At 69.4% G+C, this 16,660-nt stretch carries 15 protein-coding genes and 1 tRNA gene; 6 read left to right on the top strand and 10 right to left on the bottom strand.

Annotation, left to right across the window (positions count from 1 at the left end):
* Positions 1–21: 21 nt before the first annotated feature.
* The 8 genes from mnhG to F6B43_RS14220 form a co-directional block, all read right to left on the bottom strand.
* Positions 22–378: a monovalent cation/H(+) antiporter subunit G gene (gene mnhG, locus F6B43_RS14255; protein ID WP_150449662.1), complete on the bottom strand. Its 357-nt coding sequence runs from the start codon at positions 376–378 to the stop codon at positions 22–24.
* Positions 375–644 carry an MrpF/PhaF family protein gene (locus tag F6B43_RS14250; RefSeq protein WP_150449661.1) on the bottom strand — a complete coding sequence of 90 codons (270 nt, stop codon included), beginning with the start codon at positions 642–644 and terminating at the stop codon, positions 375–377. Before F6B43_RS14250 ends, mnhG begins: the two co-directional genes overlap by 4 nt.
* Complete coding sequence (locus F6B43_RS14245; RefSeq protein WP_150449660.1) at positions 641–1,204, bottom strand: Na+/H+ antiporter subunit E; 564 nt, start codon at positions 1,202–1,204, stop codon at positions 641–643. The genes F6B43_RS14250 and F6B43_RS14245 overlap by 4 nt, the downstream gene beginning before the upstream one ends.
* On the bottom strand, positions 1,201–2,760 hold the full coding sequence (locus tag F6B43_RS14240; RefSeq protein WP_150449659.1) for a Na+/H+ antiporter subunit D: 1,560 nt from the start codon (positions 2,758–2,760) through the stop codon (positions 1,201–1,203). The genes F6B43_RS14245 and F6B43_RS14240 overlap by 4 nt, the downstream gene beginning before the upstream one ends.
* The gene (locus F6B43_RS14235) at positions 2,757–3,323 is read right to left on the bottom strand and encodes a Na(+)/H(+) antiporter subunit C (RefSeq protein ID WP_150449658.1); all 567 of its coding nucleotides are present in this window, start codon (positions 3,321–3,323) and stop codon (positions 2,757–2,759) included. Before F6B43_RS14235 ends, F6B43_RS14240 begins: the two co-directional genes overlap by 4 nt.
* The gene (locus F6B43_RS14230) at positions 3,320–6,268 is read right to left on the bottom strand and encodes a Na+/H+ antiporter subunit A (RefSeq protein WP_150449657.1); all 2,949 of its coding nucleotides are present in this window, start codon (positions 6,266–6,268) and stop codon (positions 3,320–3,322) included. Before F6B43_RS14230 ends, F6B43_RS14235 begins: the two co-directional genes overlap by 4 nt.
* Positions 6,269–6,467: 199 nt before the next feature.
* Positions 6,468–7,457: a hypothetical protein gene (locus F6B43_RS14225; RefSeq protein ID WP_150449656.1), complete on the bottom strand. Its 990-nt coding sequence runs from the start codon at positions 7,455–7,457 to the stop codon at positions 6,468–6,470.
* 205 nt (positions 7,458–7,662) lie between these two features.
* Positions 7,663–8,727, bottom strand: coding sequence for a LacI family DNA-binding transcriptional regulator (locus tag F6B43_RS14220; protein WP_150449655.1), 1,065 nt, complete (start codon positions 8,725–8,727; stop codon positions 7,663–7,665).
* A 61-nt stretch (positions 8,728–8,788) separates the two neighbouring features.
* On the opposite strand from F6B43_RS14220, the gene F6B43_RS14215 reads away from it, so the two are divergent.
* The 5 genes from F6B43_RS14215 (at position 8,789) to F6B43_RS14195 (ending at position 15,150) form a co-directional block, all read left to right on the top strand.
* Entirely contained in the window at positions 8,789–10,030 is a 1,242-nt protein-coding gene (locus F6B43_RS14215) for an MFS transporter (protein ID WP_150449654.1), read from the top strand.
* A gap of 31 nt (positions 10,031–10,061) precedes the next feature.
* Positions 10,062–10,757 (top strand): endonuclease NucS, encoded by a 696-nt coding sequence (gene nucS, locus F6B43_RS14210; protein WP_150449653.1) that lies wholly within the window; start codon positions 10,062–10,064, stop codon positions 10,755–10,757.
* 149 nt (positions 10,758–10,906) lie between these two features.
* Positions 10,907–11,704 carry an HAD hydrolase-like protein gene (locus F6B43_RS14205; protein WP_150449652.1) on the top strand — a complete coding sequence of 266 codons (798 nt, stop codon included), beginning with the start codon at positions 10,907–10,909 and terminating at the stop codon, positions 11,702–11,704.
* A 5-nt stretch (positions 11,705–11,709) separates the two neighbouring features.
* Positions 11,710–12,975: a hypothetical protein gene (locus F6B43_RS14200; RefSeq protein WP_246159974.1), complete on the top strand. Its 1,266-nt coding sequence runs from the start codon at positions 11,710–11,712 to the stop codon at positions 12,973–12,975.
* A gap of 66 nt (positions 12,976–13,041) precedes the next feature.
* Complete coding sequence (locus F6B43_RS14195; RefSeq protein ID WP_150449651.1) at positions 13,042–15,150, top strand: bifunctional lysylphosphatidylglycerol flippase/synthetase MprF; 2,109 nt, start codon at positions 13,042–13,044, stop codon at positions 15,148–15,150.
* A gap of 69 nt (positions 15,151–15,219) precedes the next feature.
* On the opposite strand, the gene F6B43_RS14190 is transcribed toward F6B43_RS14195, so the two are convergent.
* Positions 15,220–15,426, bottom strand: coding sequence for a cold-shock protein (locus tag F6B43_RS14190; RefSeq protein ID WP_150449650.1), 207 nt, complete (start codon positions 15,424–15,426; stop codon positions 15,220–15,222).
* Between the two features lie 310 nt (positions 15,427–15,736).
* Here F6B43_RS14190 and F6B43_RS14185 point away from each other — a divergent pair, with 310 nt between their 5' ends.
* Positions 15,737–16,222, top strand: coding sequence for a GNAT family N-acetyltransferase (locus F6B43_RS14185; RefSeq protein WP_150449649.1), 486 nt, complete (start codon positions 15,737–15,739; stop codon positions 16,220–16,222).
* Positions 16,223–16,407: 185 nt separating this feature from the next.
* On the opposite strand, the gene F6B43_RS14180 is transcribed toward F6B43_RS14185, so the two are convergent.
* Positions 16,408–16,491, bottom strand: a tRNA-Leu gene (locus tag F6B43_RS14180).
* Positions 16,492–16,660 lie beyond the last annotated feature (169 nt).

Here is a 16,660-nt window from a genome sequence, read left to right as displayed (position 1 = left end):
AGGGGTCGAGCGGGCGCGAGGTCAGCCGCCCGCGGCGGGGGGCGTTTCGCTCGACTCGGACAGCTCATCCACCAGCAGGGCGTTCTCGTCGATCGTGCCGTTGCGGTAGGCCTGGCGCGAGACCATGTACGCCGCGAGCGGCGCCGTCGCCAGCTGGATGAGCACGACCGGGATCAGGAATGCCACGACCGGCCAGGACCGCAGCGACAGGGCGATCGCCAGGCAGATGAGGACGAACCCGAGCACCTGCGGCTTGGTCGCGGCGTGCAGCCGCGTCGGCACATCGCGGAACCGCAGCAGCCCGATCGCGGCCGTGAGGCACAGGATCGCACCGATCAGGATGAGGATCAGCGACGCGGCATCGAGGAACTCGTTCATTTGTCGACGTTGTCCTTCCTCGCGACGAACCGGGCGATCGAGATCGATCCGAAGACACCGACCGCCGCGATCACGAGCAGCACGGGAAGCGTGCGCGTGTGGTGGTTGATCGCCATCTCGGCTCCGAGCACGCACATCACCAGTGTGAGAAGGACATCGGATGCCACGGCCCGGTCGAGGATCGACGGACCCCGCACGATGCGGACCAGGGTCAGAAGCGCCGCGACCGAGAAGACCGCGTAGATGACGATCAGGAGCGGGTTCACGAGACACCTCCGGCGACAGCATCCGCCCGCACCTTCTCGAGCTGAGCGCACGAGCCCACCGCCATGACGATCCGGCGCTCCCAGCGGCGCACATCGCGGCGCTGGCGTTCGAGGTCGGCGCTGGATCGCACGCCGATCACGTGCAGGTACAGGATGCGGCGGTCACGGTCGGCCTCGACCAGCAGCGATCCGGGAATGAGTGATGCCGTCACCGCCGTGTGGGTCATGATCAGGTCGTCATCGGTCACGAGCGGCACCGCGACGATCGCCGTGCCGGGCTGCCGCCGCAGATCGAGGACCTGCCAGGCGACCGTGAGCGATCCGAGGATGAGCGCGCCGATGAACTCGACGACGAAGACGAGCCCCCACCAGAGGTTGACCCGGCCGGAGAGCTCCACGGGAGGCAGGCGGAAGATGCGGGTGACGAAGATCGCCGCGATCAGGCCGGTAAGGAACGCCAGCACGGTGAACTGGCCCCAGAGCAGCATCCACAGAGCGACCAGCCACACGAAGAACGGGAGCTGACGCCACAGCTGCTGCCGGCGCGTGGGCGGGCTCATTGGTCGGCCTCGTCCTGAAGCTGCACGAGGGTCACCGGCTCGAGGAGCGAAGCCCCTATCCGCGTGCACACCTCGTAGAGCGGGCCGGCGAACACCGTGAGAGCTACGGTGATCACGACCATCCCCGAGGTCGCCGCGGTCATGATCTTCGGGATGACCCGGCGCTCGGTCTCGACCCCTGTCGGTGACGCGCCGAGGTAGGAGATGCGCGCCTCGGTCTCGGCGGAGTCGTCCTCTTCACGCCAGAACGAGAGGTTCCATGCGCGCATGAGCGCGTACAGGGTGAGCAGCGATGTCACGATCCCGCCGACGATCATCACCATCATGATCGGCGTGCCGATCTGAGCCGCGGCGTCGAAGAGCGCGAACTTGCCGATGAACCCCGAGAAGGGCGGAAGGCCCCCGAGGTTGATCGCGGGGATGAAGTAGAGCACGGCGATCACCGGCGCCGCGCGCATCAGGCCCTTCACCTTGAGGATCGACGTACTGCCCGCGCGACGCTCGACGAGACCGACCGCGAGGAACAGGGTCGTCTGCACCACGATGTGGTGGATCATGTAGTAAATGGTCGCGCCGATCGCCGCCGGGGTCGCTATCGCGAGCCCGAAGACCATGTAGCCGATGTGGCTGACGAGCGTGAACGACAGGATGCGCTTGAGCTCGGCCTGCGCGACGGCGCCCAGCACGCCCACGATCATCGTCGCGAGAGCAACGACCAGCAGGAGCGTATTCACGTCGTTGTCGAGGAAGAGCTCGGTCTCGGTGCGGATCATCGCGTACACGCCGACCTTGGTCAGCAGGCCGGCGAAGACGGCGGTGACCGGGGCCGGCGCCGTCGGATACGAGTCCGGGAGCCAGAACGACAGGGGGAACACGGCCGCCTTGATCGCGAAGGCGAGAAGCAGCATCAGATGCAGCACGAGCTGGGTCTGCTGCGGCAGCTGGACCATGCGCTCGGAGATCTGCACCATGTTGACCGTGCCGAGCGCGCCGTAGATCATCGCGATCGCCGCGAGGAACAGGATCGACGACACGAGCGAGACGACGATGTAGACCACACCCGTCCGGATGCGCGACTCGGTGCTTCCCAGGGTGATGAGCACGTACGAGGCGACGAGGAGGATCTCGAAGCCGACGTAGAGATTGAACAGGTCGCCGGCGATGAAGGCGTTGAAGATCCCGGCGGCGAGGATCAGGTACGACGGATGGAAGATCGAGACCGGGGTGTCATCGTCGCCATCGGCGGCGCCTTGGCCGACCGAGAACAGCAGCACCGCCAGCAGGACGATGCTCGAGACCACCACGAGGAGGGCCGCGAGCCGGTCGACGTACAGCACGATCCCGAACGGGATCGGCCAACCGCCGACCGAGACCGCGATCGGCGCGTCACCCACGTCGACGACCACGAGCAGGATCGCCGCGATCACGAGCACGAGGGTGAGCGTGATGATCGAGACGACGACCTGCGTCCTGCGATGGCGGCCTGCGATCAGCGCGATCGCCGCACCCACGAGCGGGAGGGCGACGAGGAGCGGGACGAGAGATTCGGCGTTCACGACGCGCCTCCCTCGTTGCCGGGGCGGTCGCCGCGCGACCGGCCGACCGGGGAATCCGTGGGAGCATCCGTCGGGGCATCGTCGCGCAGCGACGACAGGTCGCGGCTGCCGAGGATCGTGATGGGCGAGGTGTCGACTCCGACGAAGTCGGTGGCCGCGTCATCCGACTCTCGGTCGAGCTCGTCGTCCATCGTGTCCTCGTCCTCGGTCCCGCGCTCGCGGACGGCCATGTCTTCCGCGTCGTCCTCGACCGTGTCGGCCTGACCGAGCTGCCACGAGCGGTAGATCAGCGCGAGGAGGAACGCCGACACCGCGAAGGTGATCACGATGGCGGTGAGGGTGAGTGCCTGAGGCAGGGGGTCTGACATCTCGTCGGGCGTCGCCGAACCGAAGAAGGGCGCGATGCCCGGCTGGCCCATCACGATCAGCAGCAGCAGGTTCGTCGCGTTCCCGAGCAGGAGGAAGCCGATGAGCACCCGGGTGAGGCTGCGCTCGAGCATCGCGTACACACCGCACGCGAATAAAGCCGCCATGACGACGATGAGGATCAGCGAGACATTCATCGGGCGCTCACCTCGCCGGACCGAGCCGCAGCATCCCTCAGCTCCTGTGCCTGCCGGTCGACCTCGGCGCCGAGACTGCGCAGCACATCGAGCACCAGGCCGATCACGACGAGATACACCCCGATGTCGAAGATCGTCGAGGTGACGAATTCGATGTGCCCCAGCACGGGCACGTCCCACTCGAAGGCCATGCTCGTCAGGGGCGCGGCGCCGAAGAGCAAGGGCACCACGGCGCACGCGACCGCCAGCGTCATCCCGACGCCCAGCAGCCTGCCCGCATCGGTCGGGGCCGCGGCCCCGAGCTCGTATCTCCCGCCCGCGACGTAGCGCATGACCAGCGCCATACCGGCGACGAGTCCGCCGGCGAAACCGCCTCCGGGCAGATTGTGCCCCGCGAACAGAAGGTACAGCGACACGATGATGATCGAGTGGAAGAGGATCCGCACGACCACCTCGAGGATGATCGCGCGGTTCTCCGGCCGCACGCGCTGGCCGCCGACGAGCCACGCCTGCCGCTGATTGCGGGTGCCGGGCGTGCGGGGCCGGGCACCGTCGTCCGTCTCGACGAGAACGCGTCGGTCGCGAACGCCCGCCTGGGGAAGCGGCGCGGTCAGGTTCGAGAGCGTGTCGGCGCGGTGGGTGACGAAGACGAGGGATGCCACACCCGTCGCCGCGAGCACGAGCACCGACAGCTCGCCCATCGTGTCCCATCCGCGAAGGTCGACGAGGGCGACGTTGACGACGTTCTTCCCGTGGCCGAGCTCATAGGCGAGCTGGGGGAACGAGTCGGAGATCGGGGTCGCCGTGCGTGCGGCGGTGGCCACGAGCGCGATCACCCCCATCGTCGCTCCGACCGCCACGGCGAGGACCGCTCGGGCGACCGGCCACACCGACGCGTTGTGATCGCCCAGCCGCGACGGGATGCGGCGCAGCACCAGCGCGAACGCGACGAGCGTGACCGTCTCGACGAGGATCTGGGTGAGTGCGAGATCGGGCGCGCCGCTGGTCGCGAACAGCAGCACCATGCCGAGGCCCGTCACCGACACGAGCACGACGCCGGTGTAGCGCTTGCGCGCACGGACGGCGATCAAGCCCGCGACGATCATGATCGGCGCCACGACGAGCTGCATCGGAGTCTGGAAGAGGTCGAGCTGTGCCCGCCATTCCGACCCGGCGAGCAGCGCTGTGCCCTCTGCCGCGACGAAGACGACGAACACCGTGCCGACGTAGACCGGGAGCGACCCGCTCTGCGTGAAGCTCGTGGTCAGCACCGAGAGCCGCGCGATCCCGCGCAGGGCGAGGTTGTAGATGTCGTTCGCGGTGAAGGGCAGCACGCGCTTCCGCGCGAGCCCGGTGCGAGTGACCAGGAAGACGAGGGCGCCCAGCACGATCGATCCGATCGAGATCCAGAGGGCGGGCTCGAGGCCGTGCCACAGCTGCAGGTGCGCGGGGTACTCGGGCGCGGGGACACCGGGGGTGGACTCGGGTGCGGTGGCCGCGTACGGCTGGAGGACAGCATCCACCAGCGGAGCGGCGATGCCCGCGGCCAGCGTGATCACGGCCAGCACGGCGGGTGCGCCGAGGAAGCCGATCGGCGGGTCGGGCCATTCGGTGCGCGGCGCGGCATCGCCGGCGGGCGTCTTCTTGGTCCAGAACGCACCCCACAGGAAGCGGATGCCGTAGGCCGCCGTCAGCACCGAACCCAGGGCCACTCCGATCAGCGCGACGAGCCCCCACCCCGAGCCGCCGGCCGCCTCGTCGAGGAGGGCGGTGAGCGCGGACTCCTTCGCGACGAAGCCGATCGTCGGGATGATGCCCATCATCGAGCCGATGGCGACGAACGAGATCACCGCCATGACCGGCGCCTGCCTGCCCACCCCGCTCAGCTCGGAGATGTCGCGCGTCGACAGTTGACGGTCGATCACGCCGACGACGAGGAAGAGTGCCGACTTGAACAGCGCGTGACCGAGCAGCAGCGCGAGCCCCGCCAGGGCCGCCGCCTGAGTGCCGAATCCGAGGACGACGGTGAGGAAGCCGAGCTGGCTCACCGTGCCGAACGCCAGGATGCGCTTGAGGTCGGTCTCGCGGAGCGCCTGCACACCGCCGAGCAGCATGGTGAACACCCCGAGGCAGATCACGATCGGCCGCCACGGAGCGGCGATCGCGAAGACCGGGGCGAGGCGCGCGATCAGGTAGATGCCGGCCTTCACCATGGCCGCGGCGTGAAGATAGGCGCTCACCGGGGTGGGCGCGGCCATCGCGCCCGGCAGCCAGAAGTGGAACGGGAAGATCGCCGACTTGCTGAGGGCCCCCACGAGGAGGAGCACGAGTGCGGCGTCCACGATCGGGCCGCTGGGGGCGAGGGCGAGGATGCCGGAGAGGCTCGACGTGCCGCTCTCGACCACGAGCAGCACGACGCCGATGAGCATCACGAGGCCACCGAGTGTCGTCACCAGCAGCGCCTGGAGAGCCGCGCGGCGGCTGGCGCCTCGACGGTGGTAGAAGCCGATCAGGAGGTACGAGAGCACGCTCGTGATCTCCCAGAACATCACCAGCACGACGATGTCGTCGGTGAGCACGAGCCCGTACATCGCGCCGGCGAACGCCAGCAGCACCGCCGAGAACTGCCCGACGCCCTCGGTCTTGTCGCGGAAGTACCAGCGGCAGTAGATCATCACGAGCGCACCGACGCCGGTGACGATGAGCGTCATCACCCACGCCAGGGTGTCCATCCGCATGGAGAGCTGGATGCCGAGGCTCGGGATCCAGTCGTATACCTCGAACGGGATGGCGCCGCTCTGCACCGCGGAGGTCATCATGGCGGCCTGGACGAACGCGGCGATGGGCAGCAGCGCGGCGATGAAGAATGCTCTGGCGCCTATCCGGCCGACCAGCCAGGGGAGCACGAGCGGAACGATCGCGAACGCGCCGAGGATGGCCAGCAAAAGGAGGCCTCCTCAGGGTCGTCGGCCGAAGCAGGGGCGGGCGATCGGGGTCCACCCCAGTCTACCCGGCCCCTTTCCCCCCTCTCCCCCCTCTCTCCCCCGACCCCTCTCCCCCGAACCTGCCGTGTCGTCTCGAACCCGCCGGTCATCGTCGTGGATAGGGGGCGGGGTCGACACGACACGGCAGGTTCGCGCGACCTCACCGTGCAAGGGGGGGCACGATGCCGAACCTGCGGAGCCTTTCGCCGAGGAGCTCGGGCGAGCGGATATGCTCGGCCCCCCACCGGAGCAATGCGCGCCCGGTTGTTCCGCGTATCCAGTCCTCGCGCTCCTTCTCCGCGAGCAGTACCTCCTCCGTGGTGAGTCCAGACCGAAGATCCGGATCGAGGTACTTGCCCTTGCCGTCGTACTCGCCGAACGCGTCGACGTCATCGAGGGCGAAGTCGACGTAATATCGACGACCCCCCGGGCCCACGACGGCGACCTGGAGACGCGGGCGTGCGAACCCGAGCCGGTGGAGCTGCAGCCGGCTCACGCTCTCTCCGGGAAGTTGCGCACGCCCGTCGACGAGGTCCGCGATCATGCGCAGACGCCGGATGCCGCGAGCGCCCACCCCCCTGCCGATCCTGGCGTGAAGGCCTTGCAGCCAATCCGCCGCCCGGGCCTCGCTGTACTCGGTGCCCGCGAGCGCGACCTGGCGAAGCGCGGCATCCGCGATCGGAAGCGCGACCTCCGGACGCTCGAGGCGAGCCACGTCGTACACCGTCCGCTCCGGCGTCGTGCACGCGAGCCCCTGCGCAACGCAGACGTCCGCTTCCGGAAGCGCTCCCTCGTGCCGATGGACGTCGGAACTGCTGCGCCGCTCGGCCGCACCGACGAGCACATGGACCTTCGCCGGTTCGACCCGATAGAGCGGCAACCCGTGTGCGACTGCGGCCGAGAGCCCCGCGAATACGGGGGGATCGCCTTGGGCGTGACGATCGACCGCGATCATCCGAGCGAGATGTCTGCCCTCCGCCCAGAGCTCCCCCCAGAGGGCGCCATCGATGAAGGCTCCGCGACGCACGTGGTGGAGCCGGGTGCTCTCGACGGCGGCACGGATACCGCGATCGCTCCAGCCGCGCGCAAGCAACTGGCCGCGATCCAGGAGCGCGCCCCGAAGTTCGTGCGCGGTGATCATCCTCGGCATCACCGCACTATGGATGCCCCGTGGCCACGGTGCGCAGCATCCACAGCCCACCTTCCCCCTGAGTCACAACTTCCCCCCCTGGGGAGGAGCCCCCCCTCCCCCCCCTCCCCCGAACCCGCCGTGTCGTGCCGAACCTGCCCCTTCCTGACGTCGATTTCCGGCCGGCCGGGCACGACACGGCAGGCTCGGCGGGGGGGCGGGGGGGCTAGGACGGGACGGGGCCTGCGGTGTTGCCCTCGCGGAAGACGCACGTGAAACGGAGGGATGCGGCATCCCGTCCGTCCAGCATCGCGGCGACCGCCTGCCCGGCGGCACGTCCCTTCTCGGTCGCCGGCTGCACCAGGGTCGTGAGCTCGTACGGCGACAGCCCGTCCACGACGATGCCGTCGAACCCGGTGACGCTCACGTCGTCGGGCACCCTGAGACCCGCCTCCTCGGCGGCGCGGATCACACCGGCCGCGAGCAGGTCGCTCTGCGCGATCACGGCGGTGGGGCGGTCCTCGCCGGCGAACAAGAGGCGCCCGGCGGCGTGCCCCTCGTCGATGAAGCTCCCCGCCGAGACGTAGGCGGGAGCATCCGGGAACACGTCCCGTGCGCCTTCGAGTCGGTGACGGGTCACGTCGACCACGATCGCCGCCTCGCGCTCGGGCGTCATCCAGCCGCGCTCGCGGGCGTTGTCGAGCGGCAGGGTCACGATCGCGACCCGCGTGTGGCCGAGTGAGCGCAGGTGGCTGGCGGCCTGGCGCTGCGCCTCGCGATTGTCGAGCCGGATCTGCGGCACCCCCTCACCGGCATCGCCCTCGATCACGACGACCGGGATGCCTCGGGCCTTCACGACGTCGAGCGATTCCCGGAGGGTGCCGCTGCAGCCGATGAGCACGGCGGCGTCCAGCGGTGCGGTCGTCAGGGTCGGCTCGGTGCCGAGCGGCCGGTCGGCTGACCCGACGTGGTCGCGCAGGAGGAGGAGCCCCGCCCCGAGCGGCGCGACGCCGTCGGCCAGGCCGTCCATCATGAGCGTCTTGACCGGGTCGAGGAACGCGGCGCCCAGGTGCTCCTCGAACACGACCCCCACGATGCCGGAACGCCCTCGTCGCAGCGACGCCGCGCGCGGGTCGGGCCCGGTGTAGCCGAGCGCGGCCGCGGCGTCGAGCACGCGGCGGCGCGTGGCATCCGACACGGGCGTCTTACCGCTGAAGACCACCGAGGCGGTCGACGGAGAGACGCACGCCGCGCGTGCGACGTCCGTGATGGTTGCCCGGTGCGTGCTCATGTCCGATCGATCGTACCTTGGCGTGTTTCACGCCGTCGAATCGATTCGGTAGGCTGTCGCCATGGACGCAGTGCTCACCCGCCCCCAGCTCGTGCGTTGGCGCGCGGCGGTCTTCGCGATCTTCCTCGCGAGTGGTCTGAGCATCTCGACCTGGGCCGCCCGCGTGCCCGACATCAAGGTCGCCGTCGACGTCGACCGCGCCCAGCTGGGCCTCATGCTCTTCGTCGGCGGTGTCGCCTCGATCATCGGCGTGACGCTGGCATCGGTCATCCTCGCGCGGTTCGGAGCGCGGAACGGGATGCTGGGGGCCATCGTCCTGTTCGCGCTGGGCATCGCCGTGATCGGCGTCGGCGCCGACGTGTTCGGATCGTACGGCGTCGTGATCGTGGGCCTGACCCTGTGGGGCTTCGGCAACGGCGTGTGCGACGTCATCATGAACGTCGAGGGCGCGGCGATCGAGAAGCAGTGGAACAAGACGATCCTGCCGCTCTTCCACGCCTTCTTCAGCTTCGGCACGGTGATCGGCGCGGCCCTCGGCGTGCTCGCGATCTGGGCGGGGTTGAACATCATCACGCACCTCACCGTGATCGCCGTGCTCATCGTCGTGGTCGGCGTCGTGAGCATCGCGAACGTGCCGGCCCGCGAGGCGACCATGGACGTCGCGGAACCCGCTGAGAAGGCGGGCTGGCGCGATCGCCTGTCCGTCTCGCTCTCGGCCTGGCGAGAGCCCCGTACGTATGCGCTCGGCGTCATCATGCTCGGCATGGCGTTCGCCGAGGGCGGCGCGAACGACTGGCTCGCCCTAGGCGTGGTCGAAGGACATGGAGCGGATGCTGCGCTCGGCGCCGCAGGCCTTGCGGTGTTCTCCGTATCGATGACGGTCGTGCGCGTCTTCGGCGGCCCGCTCGTCGACCGCTTCGGCCGTGTCGCGACGCTCCGGGTGCTCGCCGTGACCGCCACGGTCGGGCTCCTGCTGTTCATCCTGGCCCCGAGCATCCCGCTGATCTTCGTCGGAGCCGCCCTGTGGGGCGCCGGAGTCTCCCTCGGCTTCCCGCTCGGGATGTCGGCTTCGGCCGATGACCCCGCCAAGGCCGCCGCGCGCGTGAGCGCGGCCGCCACGATCGGGTACATCGCGTTCCTCGCCGGGCCGCCGCTGCTCGGAGTCATCAGCGAGCACATCGGCCTGCTGAACACGCTGTACATCCTCGTGGCGCTGATCGTGGCATCCGGACTCGCCTCCGGCGCCGCCAAGCCGATCGCCGGCTCGGAGGTCGGCGCCGGGCACAAGGGCCCGCATCACTGACGCGCACGGCACGTCGGACTAGGCTCATCGGATGCGCCTCGTCATCGCCCGATGCTCCGTGGACTACGCCGGACGACTGAACGCCCACCTTCCCCTGGCCACGCGCCTGCTCGTGCACAAGACCGACGGCAGCCTGCTCGTGCACTCGGACGGCGGTTCGTACAAGCCCCTCAACTGGATGAGCCCCCCGTGCACGCTCGCAGTCGAGTCTCCGGATGCCGACAGCATCGCCGACGGGGTGATCGAGCAGTGGCGTGTCACGCACGCCAAGTCCGGCGACTCGCTACTCGTGCACATCCACGAGATCCTGCACGACTCGTCGCATGAGCTCGGGATCGATCCCGGGCTCGTGAAGGACGGTGTGGAGGCCGATCTGCAGCGCCTGCTCGCCGATCAGGTCGAGGTGATCGGCGACGGCCTCACGCTCGTCCGCCGCGAGTTCCCGACGGCGATCGGACCGGTGGATCTTCTCCTGCGCAACCCCCTGGGCGGCACGATCGCCGTCGAGGTCAAGCGCCGGGGCGACATCGACGGGGTCGAGCAGCTCACGCGCTACCTCGAGCTGCTCGGGCGCGACCCGCACCTCGCCCCGGTGACCGGCGTGTTCGCGGCACAGGAGATCAAGCCCCAGGCCCGCGTGCTGGCGACGGACCGCGGCATCCGCTGCGTCACCCTCGACTACGACGAGATGAAGGGCGTCGACTCGAGCGCCGGCCGCCTCTTCTAACCCCCCCGCCCCCCTGTCCAGTCCGCGAGACCGGATAGGCGCCACGAGACCCGGACAGATGCGCTCGGTCTCGCACCGCCCATCCGGTCTCGCGGGAGGCGGGGCGGGGGGAGGGCGGGGCGGGGACGGGGGGCGGGTAGCGTAGGACCATGCCACACCGATCGCCCTGGACCTGCATCCTGTGGGACGTCGATGGCACCATCGTCGACGCCTCCGACGGCATCCTGCGACGCCTCCAGATCGCCAGCCGCCACTACGGCCGCCCCGAGGTGACGCGGGCGGAGCTGATCCACTGGATCGGGCCACCGATGTTCGAGACGTTCCAGAAGCAGTTCGGCATGACGCCCGATCAGTCGACGGAGGCCGTCAGCTACTACCGCGAGCTCGGCAAACGCGACGGCTACACGACCGGCGCCAAGCTCTACCCGGGCGTCGGTGAACTCATCTCGGAGCTGCACGCGGCCGGAGTGCCGCAGGCCACCGCGAGCTCCAAGCCCGAAGTCCAGGTCCGCGCCCTCATGGAGCATTTCGGCCTCACCGACGACTTCGCGACGATCGTCGGCGCGAGCCCCGACGAGCGCACGCTCGGCGCCAAGGCCGACATCGTGGCGGAAGCGCTGCGCCGTCTCGCGGCGGAAGGGATCGACGTCAGCCGCCCCGTCCTCATCGGCGACCGTCACCACGACGTCGACGGCGCCGCGGCCAACGGCATCCCCTCGATCTTCGTGCGGTGGGGCTTCAGCTGGCCACACGAATCGGAGGGAGCGCAGGCGGTCGTGGACGACGTGGCGCAGCTGCGCGCCCTGCTCCTGCTCCCCGCAGCCGATACGGTCCCCGCAGCCGATACGGTCCCTGCAGCCGAGACCGTCCCTGCGACGCAGACCGTCCCTGCGACGCAGACCGTCCCTGCGACGCAGACCGTCAGCGCGACCGAGACCGGGGCCTGAGAACAGTGCCCGAGATCGTCGCGGCGATACTCGGCTGGGCGATCCCTGCCCTGATCGTCTTCGGCGTCACCGCGATCGCTATCGCTGCGATCGCCTGGGCGATCCGCCGTTCCCGACGCTCGCCGCAGGCCCGCGCAGCGGCCGAGACCGCGCGGGCGCATGCCGGCACCTCGCTCGTGCGCCTGGACGACGCCGTCGATGAGCTCGAGCTCGAGGCGGGACTGTCCGGAGCTCTGTACGGCGGTGGTGCGCCGACATCACTGCGCCGCGCGCGGATGACGGCTCAGCACATCCGCGACGACGCGTTCGTCGAGTATCGCGCGATCAGCGGTTCCGAGGTGGCGCCGAGCGAGATCCGCAGGGTGGCGGCACGCATCACGTCGAAGACGGATGCCGCGTTCGCAACGATCTCGCGGGCGCGCGCCGAGCACTCCGACTGGGTGGCCCAGAACGTCTCGGCCGCAGAGCAGGTGGCCTCGGCGCGCGCCCGGCTGGCCGGGCTCCGCGAGGGCATGGGTGATCCCGCTGCGCTCGTTGCCGAGCTCTCCTCGCGTTTCGACGACGACGAATGGCGAGAAGCGGCCCGTGCGGCGGCAGACGCCACGGCCGAGGCCGAAGAGGCGGATCGCCTCCTCGAATCAGCCGCCGCCGCAGCGGCCGATCCTTCGCGCAGCGCGCTGCCCGACCTCGCCGCCGCCGAGCGGTCCCTCCGGCGGGCGCAGGCCGACGCGCGCACTCTCGAAGAGACTCACCGGCTCGTGACCCAGGCCGCCCAGGCCCTCCCGTCCGAGTTCGATGCGGCGCGCGCCGCGGTCCGGCACGCGATGGTGACGCGCGAGCAGCTCGAGCCGTCGGACGCCGACCGGCTCGGCGACGAAGTGCGCAGCATCCAGGACGCGCTGGAAGCCCTCGAGAAGGATGCGGCGCGCCGCCCCACGCGCACGGTCGACGCCATCGCGCGCCTGCGTGACCGGCTCGACCTCGCCCTCGGCGACGCCCGCACCGCGCAGCAGCGCCTGCGCGGTGCGCGGACGGCGCTGCCCGGAACCCTCGCGGCCGCACGCGGCGCCGTCGCACGCGCGGAGGGAGCTGCCGCACACGCCCGATCGGGCGCCGACGCCCGTGCACGACTCGCGGCGGCGCAGGACGACCTGGCCGCAGCGCGGCGCGCGCAGGATCCGGTCGAGGCACTGGATGCTGCACGCCGCGCGATGCGGCACGCCGAGGATGCGAAGGCCCTGGCCGACTACGACAGGCGGGGCGGCATCTGAGTCGCACTCCGTCGGCGCATCCGCGGGGCTGGACTTCCCCTGCCCACCCGCCGGTACCCTGGCCCCATGACCGATGCCGCCGCTCCTGACGCCACCGCATCATCCTCGCCGCAGGTCGGCCGACCACTGATCGTGAAGGTGCTGCGGCGCATCCCCGCCACGTTGGCGGTGGTCGTCGCACTGCTGCTCGCCGGTGTGATCTGGGGCGGGCTCTGGTCGCCGTTCGAAGACGATCCGCTGTTCGACGTCGTCTCGTACGGACTCCCCGCGTTCCAGCAGGGTCAGTGGTGGACCGTCGTGACCGGCACCTTCTTCGTCAATCTGCCGTGGGTCTATGTGCTCACCATCGGCGCCTTCGTCGGAATGGGGTACCTCGAATTCCGCCGCGGCACGCGGATCGCTCTCCTGTACTTCGCGGGCGGGCAGCTGTTCGCCGTGCTCGGTGCCGCGCTGTTCTTCTGGCTGGCCGCGATGCTGCCGTGGCCGTGGGCGCAGTACGAATCCCTCGTGACGGACGTCGGGCCGTCCGGTGGCGCGATGGCGTGCATCGCTGCCGCCATCGGCCTGCTGGTCGCGCCGTGGCGCACCCGCGCGTGGCTGGTGTTTCTCGCTTTCCTCTTCGTCGCGGTGCTCTTCTGGGGTGCCCTCGCGGATGTCGAGCATGCCCTGGGAGCGCTGGGCGTCCTGGCCGTCGATCGCTCTCTGCGGGTGCAGCGCACGACGATCCGCGAACAGCGGCTTGTGGCATCGATCGCGATCCTCGCTCTCGGAGCGGTGCAGATCCTCACGTTCCTCACCCCGACGTTCGGTCCGTTCGGCAGCTCCGCTCCGGGATCCGGCTCGTGGATCGACGTGGCGATCGACACGGTCGTGATCCTGCTCGTCGCCACGGGGTTGAACCGCGGGCGACGCTGGGCGTGGATCGTCACGATCCTGCTCTCGCTCGTGAACATGATGGTCGGCGCACTCCTGATCGTCGCGATGCTGCTGCTGGACCACCAGTACATCGAGCTCACGATCGACGGCGACCCGACGGTCCCGCTGGCCACCGCGGTGCTGTGGACCCTGATCTTCATCTATCTGGTGTGGGTGCGCGGGGCGTTCCAGGCACGGCGCAGATCCACGATCGGACGGACGGCAACCCCGACGCTCGACGAGGTGAAAGACGACATCCGCCAGTACGGCGGCGGCACGCTCTCGTGGATGAGCACGTGGCGAGACAACAATTTCGCGCGCACGACGAACGGGCTCGTCGTCTATCAGCGGCGCGCCGGGGTGGCTCTGGCACTCGCCGATCCACTGGGGCCCGCGGAGCATCGCGCGGAGTCGGTCCGGGAGTTCATCGACATGGCCGAGCGCGCGGGCCTGATCCCCTGCTTCTTCAGTGCATCCGAAGCCACCAAAGCTGCAGTTCCCGACACATGGCGCAGCCTCGTCGTGGCCGACGACACGATCGTCGATCTGCCTGGCCTGGCCTTCACCGGCAAGCAATGGAACTCGGTGCGCACCGCCATGAACAAAGCGGGGCGAGAAGAGATGACGTTCCGGATGACCCAGCTGAAGAAGGAGTCGTGGGGCATCCAGCAGCAGATCCGGGCGATCTCCGAGATGTGGGTGGGCGACAAGGGGCTCCCTGAGATGGGGTTCACCCTCGGTTCGCTCGACGAGGCGAAAGACCCGGAGGTGCGCCTCGCGATCGCCGTCTCGCCCGCCGGCGACATCGACGGCTTCCTCTCTTGGCTGCCGGTCTACGGCGGCGAGGGAGAGGTCCGCGGCTGGACCCTCGACCTGATGCGGCGACGCGATGGGGGGTTCGGCCCGGTGATGGAGTTCCTCATCGGGTCATCAGCGCGGTTCTTCTCCGAGGAGGGCGCCCAGATCATGTCGCTGTCCGGCGCGCCTCTCGCGCACGACTACCCGCCGGGAGCCGGCATGATCGCCGATCTGAGCGACAAGCTCGCCGATTCCCTCGAACCGCTCTACGGCTTCCAGTCCCTGCACAAATTCAAGATGAAGTTCAACCCGCGCTTCGAGACGATGTATCTGCTCTTCCACGACGAGGGCGACCTCACTCGCATCGCGGCCGCGCTCACGCGCGCCTTCCTCCCGGACGCGACGCTGCGTCAATTCGCCGGCGCGGGGATCGAACTCGTGCGCGGCGGCGGGAAAGACTGAGGATGCGGCATCCGACCCGGTCGGATGCCGCATCCCCTCGTCAGCTGCTCGTCAGAGCGTGACGGTCATTCAGAGAGGACGGATGTTCTCGGCCTGGAGCCCCTTGGGGCCCTGCGCGACCTCGAACTCGACGCGCTGGTTCTCTTCGAGGGAGCGGTAGCCGCTCGCTGCGATGGCGGAGTAGTGCGCGAACACATCGGCGCCTCCGTCATCGGGTGCGATGAAGCCGAAGCCCTTCTCCGAGTTGAACCACTTGACAGTGCCCTGGGTACTCATTTCGTGCCGTTCTGCTGGGGTTTCCGCGCCCCGTGCGCGGATTTTCCCACGCTAACGAACGCGCCGGGCGAACTCACCCCCGAGATCGGATGGTGACACAAACGTTGCAACGGCGATCGCGGCATCCGACACGCAAACCATTCGACGCCCAGGCCCGAGCGAGGCTCTGAGGCCCGGGCGTCGACGGATCCCCCCGGATAGGCCACGCGAACGCAGCTGGCGCCAACTCTACTGACAGATCGATTCGCCGGCGAGGCTCAGATGCCATGGAGTGCTTCTGCCGATCTTGCCGTGTGGGTAACGTGGCGGTGTGGGCCACATCGCACTGCGCGACCTCGACGATGACGACGTCGACGCGATCTTCGAGATGATGCGCGACCCCGAGGCGGTCGCCATGGCTGCGTTCACCGCATCCGACCCGGACGATCGCGCCGCATTCGACGCGTGGCTCGCGCGTCAGCGATCCACCCCCGGAGTGCGGATGTTCGTGGTCACCGAGGACGGCGGCTTCGCCGGTACCGCGGGCCTGTTCACCGTAGACGGCGACCGCGAAGTGACGTACTGGATCGCGCGCCACGCCTGGGGTCGGGGCGTCGCCACCGCCGCGCTCGATCTGCTCGTGTCGCACGAGCCGGAGCGACCTCTCTTCGCCCGGGCCGCAGCGCACAACGGCGGTTCGGTCGCGGTGCTGTCGAAGTCGGGCTTCACCGAGGTGAGGCGCGAGGTGAGCTTCGCCCCGGGGCTCGGCCGCGATGTCGATGAGATCGTGTTCGCGCTCGTCCCCACCCTGGAGTGATCCCGCCTTTTGCTCGAGCCTGCCGTGTCGTGCCCAGCCCGCCGCTAATTGACGTCAGGAAGGGGCGGGTTCGGCACGACACGGCAGGATCGTCGGGCGGTATCCACGAGCGGGGGTCTGCGAGGAACTACCCCCAGCAACACAGAAAGACCCCCCGAAATACATCGGGGGGTCTTTCCATTCCGTGCGCGAGGCGGGAGTTGAACCCGCACGCCCTTTCGGGCACTGGCACCTGAAGCCAGCGCGTCTGCCTATTCCGCCACTCGCGCGAACCGCGGCATCCGAAGATCCACGACTCAACCTCCCGAGGATATCACGCGCCCCGCGGCGGCCCGAACGGGCGGTTCCCGAGCCCCAGGATGTCGCCGATCCGGGGCTCTCCCGCGCCTCTCACGGCGGGCACAGCGGAGGCAACTAACATGTACGCGACCGGTTGGC

Origin of the sequence: Microbacterium rhizomatis, assembly GCF_008710745.1 — a bacterium.
GTDB lineage: Bacteria > Actinomycetota > Actinomycetes > Actinomycetales > Microbacteriaceae > Microbacterium > Microbacterium rhizomatis.
Note: the sequence above shows the minus strand (reverse complement) of the source record. Positions and strands in the feature narration are given on the sequence as shown.